We start from the raw sequence: 5,267 nt of genomic DNA on the forward strand, positions 1-5,267 counted from the left end.
AGCCTAACTATTGAACCAGAAACTCTCCGGTAAACCCGGGGCGGTTCACAGCGCCTTCATCATCAGCATGTCAGCCTTCAATGACTGTACGCTCTGCAAGAGTGATCTTGCTGCCTCAGCACCAAGTAACTCACCACTTGTGAGTTCCTCGAAGTGCATTGCTTCAAATTCAGTCGATGTCCTGGCAGCGTTGAAGCGTTTCCCGGTACGGGCTTGATAAGCAAGCTTCAGGTAGGCATCTGGGTCCTCAGAAAGGCTGGCAATTTCCTTCCACGCAGCGGCGAGCTCATCTCGTTCGGCTGTCTCTAACCGTTGCTCTGCCCGTTCCATGGTCGTTGCCCGAAGGAGATCACAGTCGCTGACGGGAAGGCCCCTGTTGTTCAGTACTCGGAAGATGAGGCTGGCATGCTCCGGCGCGTTGGCCTCGATGTGAACGACCTCCCAGTCCTCAAGAGCGCTAGCATAGAACTGATTTAGAGCATTGAATTCACGCTCGGTGGAACCGGTGGCGTCACGACGTTCCTGAAGCATAGAAAAACAGGTATTATATGCCGCTTGCAATAGCTTGTGAGACTGCGCGGTGGCCTCAATCGCCTCGCCTCGAAGAAGCGCTTTGAACACCGTGTCGTCGGTCTCGTTCAATGTCAGCGGATAGACATCTGTTGTTTGCATGAAGTTGAGATCTTTGCTCATGACAAAGCGAAACAGGAGTGTTTCGGCCATTGTGCTCAAGGCAGATGCACGTTCTAGATCATCTGCCTCAAATGCTGTCGCCGCCAACAAACAGTGCTGCCGCAGAGCGGCAACGAAAAGCAGAAAAGTCGCAAAGCGCTGCTGCCCGTCGATCACATCTCGCTTAGGACGAACCAAACCACCTGGGTCTTTGGGCGCGGTCACCACAGACCCAAAAAAGTGCCGTTCACGTTCCCCGTTCAGGCGCCTTTGCCAACACCTTCGAACATCGTCGATAAACGCATCAATTTGCTCCGCATTCCACTCATAGGCACGTTGATAGGCCGGAACGCGAAAGAGCGTCATCCCACCAAAAAGCGCTGACACAGTCGTTGGAGTTGCCCGCTGGCAGAGAAGATCTGAAACCCGTTCCATCAAATGACTATGACCTGATTTCCGCTTCGAGCACGGCCTGATACCGGATCATGAAATTCGAAGGATCAGATGGTTTGGCGCCCATCTTGCTGCGAAGTAGCTCAAATCCACCGGCGGCATAAAGGTTCAAAATGTGCATTCCCTCTGGTGATAAGCGAGTGGGTGATGCAACCTGAAGAAGCTTTGCTATGGCCCGCTCTAACTGGCTTTCCGAATAGTCTTCCGAGTGTAGGGCTGTGACTTCCGCATCCACCAGAAGCCCTGCAATATATTCGCGATATGCCTCAAATTCATTGGGATAACTTGGTAAAAAGATTGATCCTTCGAGGTCCTTTGCCGCCCCAAGCCGCTTGGTCGCCAATCCGAGCATCAACCCAGCATAATAGGCATCAAACAAGATTAGTGAGCCACGAGCCACGTCGGGAGATCTTGTACTGTTGAACATGCGCAAATTTGAAAAGTCGAAGTAGTTCCTCACCCCCTCGTGGAGAACAAAACCTCTTGCACTCGTGCGTCCTTCAGAGGTCATTGAATCGCCTCCACACTTTGGAAGCGGAAGAACGTCTCAACATTTGCGTCAATCTCAACTGACCCATCTTGCTGATCTATGGAAGCCGTCAGAAACTGAGTGTCTTCTCTACCTTTGAAAGCATCAGCAAAGCCCTCGCGTTCGCTCGAAATTACAAAGACAATAAGCTGATCAAATATCTTCGGAATAAGCTTTCCGACATTCTTTCGCAGATCGAGGTCCAGGGAGACGGCAGGCGAATCGACGATAAACGGCAACCTCGCTGGTGCTTCTGCTAGAAGAGCCGTCAGGAATGCGTAGCAAACCGCCAACTTCTGGCCTTCACTCGCACCATCCTTTGGCAGTTTCTCCTCATCAACGAGATGCAGTCGGCCATCAATTCTTGAAACTCGTATGTTGTTGTTGTCGAGAATGCTGTTCAGGCGAGAGTTGGTTTGGTCTCTGACGAAGGCTTGTAGCCGTTCTTTCGACAGCGTTCGTGCGCGATTGGCGGCGAGCGCAAGCTTATCGGCCGCTGAAAAGTATCTATTGTTGGAGTTCGCTATGTTGAACGCCTGTTCTCTGTCGCGCTTGAGTGCGTCGCAAGCCCGTAGATTTCGCTTCCAGTCGACGTCCTCCAAAGATACCGGTTCTTCGGTTAGGAACTTTAGGGCTTGGCTCTTTAGGATCCGGTCTTCAACCAGCGCGTCCTTCTCAGATGTAAGCGCTTCGACCTCCTCTTTCCCTGCTCTAATTTTCTCCAAGTCCAGTCGTTCGCGTTCTTGAGCAACAGACGTGTATTTGTCCTCGGCTTCGCTAAGCTTGGTCACTTGCGCTGAAAACTCAGGACGATCAACCGTATCAGAGAGTTTATAGCGAATATCATTGATGACGCTCACCTGCTCGTCGCCTAGATGGTCTTCTGCATGCAAGAGGATATGTTTCCTCTTTGCGTCATCCAACGCATCTCCACAAATGCATGTCTCTTCCTTGGCGAGTTCCTCGAAGAACGACTTCGAGGAACGCGGCAGTCTGCGCTTCTTGAGAGTGCTGTTTAGCGCCGACAATCGGACTTCGACAATTGAGTGAAGACTTAAAGGTGACCTGAAGCTAAAGACCGTTTCAGGCGCTAATCGTTCAATGTCATTTCTCGCCTTGGTGCTTCGATCTTCGATATCTTGTTGTCGCAGCCTAAATTCATCATCTTCAAATCCCAGCTCGCGGCATCGATCGTCAATCTCTTTGACCCGCTTGTCGATCTTACGTATCCCACGCTCCAATGTGCTCTTTTCTTGCTCCAGTCGATCAAGCACATCTTTCGCTTCGTTGAACTCGCGTTCAAGCTTGTCTACGGCGGATTGTTCTGAAGCTGTGGTTACATCTCTGTTTCTTTGCTTACGGGCCCGTTTGAGGCTTTCGATCTCCCGGACCAGGTCTTTAAAGGTATCCGTCCGGTAAAGCGCCTCAATGGCGTCGTCCGCAGAATTGACCCCGTCAGTCAACATGTCTCTTGCAAGTTCACCGTCAAAGACAAACAAGTCAATGCTTCGACGCAGGGCATCGGCCAAAGCAGGATAGTATTCGTTCAGTTTATGCCCGCTCACCGTGCCTTTTGTAGCGGTCGTTGTGTAAAAGTAGTGTCTGTCCATCTGAAAGTCGCATTGGATGCGAATTGAAACTTTCTCTTCATCTATGGACAGGTGGAGTTCGAAGCTGCCTTCCTTTGTGGTTCGGTCTGCTTGGAGTGCGGAAACCGACAATGATGGATCCATCTTGCCCTTCATTGCGGATCGCAAAAGTGCCATCGTCGTAGTTTTGCCCGTACCGTTAGGCATCTGGAGCAAGACATGGCTAAACTTGTCAGGCTCAAGAACAACTTTTGCATCTCGAAGGTAACCCCGAAGCCCAGTCGCCTCCCAGCCAAGCAAAAGGACATTCGTGCTAGTCACTCGAGCTATCCTCTTCGAGAATTACGTCAATGGTGTTCTCGATTCTGTGTGTGGGCGGCAGGGCCTCCAGTGTAGCATTGAGCAAGCGTTCGGTAGATGTCTGAACTGAAGTGCTCTTGGAGATCGATTTAGACGCTTCAGAGATCGCCGCGGCAATTTCGTCAAGCGCGCTTGCTTTGTCAGTACTCATTCATCGTCATCCTTCTGCGTCATACTCAGCGCGCGCAACCATTCATAGCGTCTCACGTCTGTCGTGTCGCCTTCGTCATCGCCAAAGTCCACGAAATCCAACACATGGGCGCGCTTTTCCTTGTCTTCAGGATCTGTGCGCAGACATCTACCTAGCCGTTGAATCGTCTCGAGTTTTGCCCGAGCCGAAGAGAACAGTACAATGTTCTTTACGGACTTGATGTCGATTCCTTCGGAGAGACGATGGCAACTAACCAAACAGCCCAACCGTCCATTGGCAAATTCTACGAGACGTTGAGACTCGTCGCCTTCGTAGTAGGTTCCAAAAATGATGCCGGCATCCATGAGCAGCCTTTGGACAAGCTCTCCGTACTTTCGAGTCTCGACGAAAATGAGCGCGCGATTGTAGAGGCTTTTATTGCGAGCAAGATGTTCTCTGAACGGTTCCAGTTTCTCTGTTGTTACCTTTCGAACACGCGAGATGTCCCGGTAGAGCGCTTCGTCGCTTACAACGTCTCCTGATGCTTTGCGCGCATGGTGTCGTTTGATGATGGTGCGGATCTCTCCCCGATCTTCATCCGACAGTTCATATTCCAGAGCCGTGTAGTCAAACTCGCATAAAATGCCTCGCCGAATAGCGTCTTCTACTTTGAACTCAAAGATGACGGGGCCAATCTCTTCGTCAATAAAATCATTTCCTGATTGATCGTATTCTCTCTCTGGAGTCGCGCTTAATCCCAAACGGTATTCGAGCGGAGAAACCAGACCAGAAAGCGATCTTACCTGACTAGGAGACCCAAGGCCATGAACTTCATCGCAAACGATTAGTGTCCTTTCAGGTCTGGTTTCAACGCTTTTCAGAAACTCCGGTAGGTGGTGTTGCGAAACAAGAAGTAGTCTTGGTCCGCGGGTTGCGACAAATCTGGGACCGTCATTGTGAGAGCCATACTGACGATAGAGCCGGCAGTTACAGTCTTTGACTAACCCCTGAAACCATTGATCTAGGAGATCATTGCCGCGCATTGTGACGATGACCGTGTCCGCAAGGTCGCGAGATGTGAGTTTGTCGATGATCCGAAGTGCCGTCCGGGTTTTGCCCGTCCCGGTGGCCATCTCTAGGACACCGCTCTTTTTGGCAAGAAACCTCTTTATGGCTTCATCCTGATGGCGCCAACGTCTGCTTTCGTCAAACTTCAGTTTTACTCCACCCTTTGGTCGGTAGAATTGCGCAATGTTACGACGAACAGCTTCGGGAATATCAAAGCAACGGACATTTGGGTCGGCATTGCTCCAGAGTCTTTCGAAGCGAGTTCGGTGTGAATTGACGCGAGATGCGTCCCGAGGATCGGCCCAACTCAGGAAGACATCCAAACTTTCAAAGTTGCGGCGACCTTGTTCTGTTTCGTTCTGAGAGCCGTGAAAAACGACGGCGTAACCATCCTCATCTTGAAAGATGCCCAATTTTGAACCGCCCCGGGTTTACCGGAGAGTTTCTGGTTCAATAGTTAGGCTGC

5 protein-coding genes are annotated in these 5,267 nt (G+C 50.9%); all 5 read right to left on the reverse strand.

Going from position 1 to position 5,267, the window contains the following annotated elements:
* Positions 1–45: 45 nt before the first annotated feature.
* From ATO11_RS20840 to ATO11_RS21555, 5 genes are read right to left on the reverse strand one after another with little or no spacing between them, the layout of a single operon-like run.
* Positions 46–1,107: a DUF262 domain-containing protein gene (locus ATO11_RS20840; RefSeq protein ID WP_082176573.1), complete on the reverse strand. Its 1,062-nt coding sequence runs from the start codon at positions 1,105–1,107 to the stop codon at positions 46–48.
* 7 nt (positions 1,108–1,114) lie between these two features.
* Positions 1,115–1,636 (reverse strand): hypothetical protein, encoded by a 522-nt coding sequence (locus ATO11_RS21960; protein WP_134643199.1) that lies wholly within the window; start codon positions 1,634–1,636, stop codon positions 1,115–1,117.
* A complete protein-coding gene (locus ATO11_RS20845) occupies positions 1,633–3,564 on the reverse strand; it encodes a hypothetical protein (protein ID WP_134643200.1) in 1,932 nt (643 codons plus the stop codon). The genes ATO11_RS21960 and ATO11_RS20845 overlap by 4 nt, the downstream gene beginning before the upstream one ends.
* Positions 3,557–3,754: a hypothetical protein gene (locus ATO11_RS21965; RefSeq protein WP_134643201.1), complete on the reverse strand. Its 198-nt coding sequence runs from the start codon at positions 3,752–3,754 to the stop codon at positions 3,557–3,559. Before ATO11_RS21965 ends, ATO11_RS20845 begins: the two co-directional genes overlap by 8 nt.
* On the reverse strand, positions 3,751–5,214 hold the full coding sequence (locus tag ATO11_RS21555) for a DEAD/DEAH box helicase (RefSeq protein WP_110553834.1): 1,464 nt from the start codon (positions 5,212–5,214) through the stop codon (positions 3,751–3,753). The genes ATO11_RS21965 and ATO11_RS21555 overlap by 4 nt, the downstream gene beginning before the upstream one ends.
* Positions 5,215–5,267: the final 53 nt, after the last annotated feature.

It is taken from the genome of Pseudaestuariivita atlantica, from assembly GCF_001205715.1.
Classification (GTDB): domain Bacteria; phylum Pseudomonadota; class Alphaproteobacteria; order Rhodobacterales; family Rhodobacteraceae; genus Pseudaestuariivita; species Pseudaestuariivita atlantica.

What these genes read in the sequence shown, in the direction of transcription:
- ATO11_RS20840 (WP_082176573.1), bottom strand. Translation starts at nt 1,107, where the DNA reads ATGGAACGGGTTTCAGATCTTCTCTGCCAGCGGGCAACTCCAACGACT.
- ATO11_RS21960 (WP_134643199.1), bottom strand. Translation starts at nt 1,636, where the DNA reads ATGACCTCTGAAGGACGCACGAGTGCAAGAGGTTTTGTTCTCCACGAG.
- ATO11_RS21965 (WP_134643201.1), bottom strand. Translation starts at nt 3,754, where the DNA reads ATGAGTACTGACAAAGCAAGCGCGCTTGACGAAATTGCCGCGGCGATC.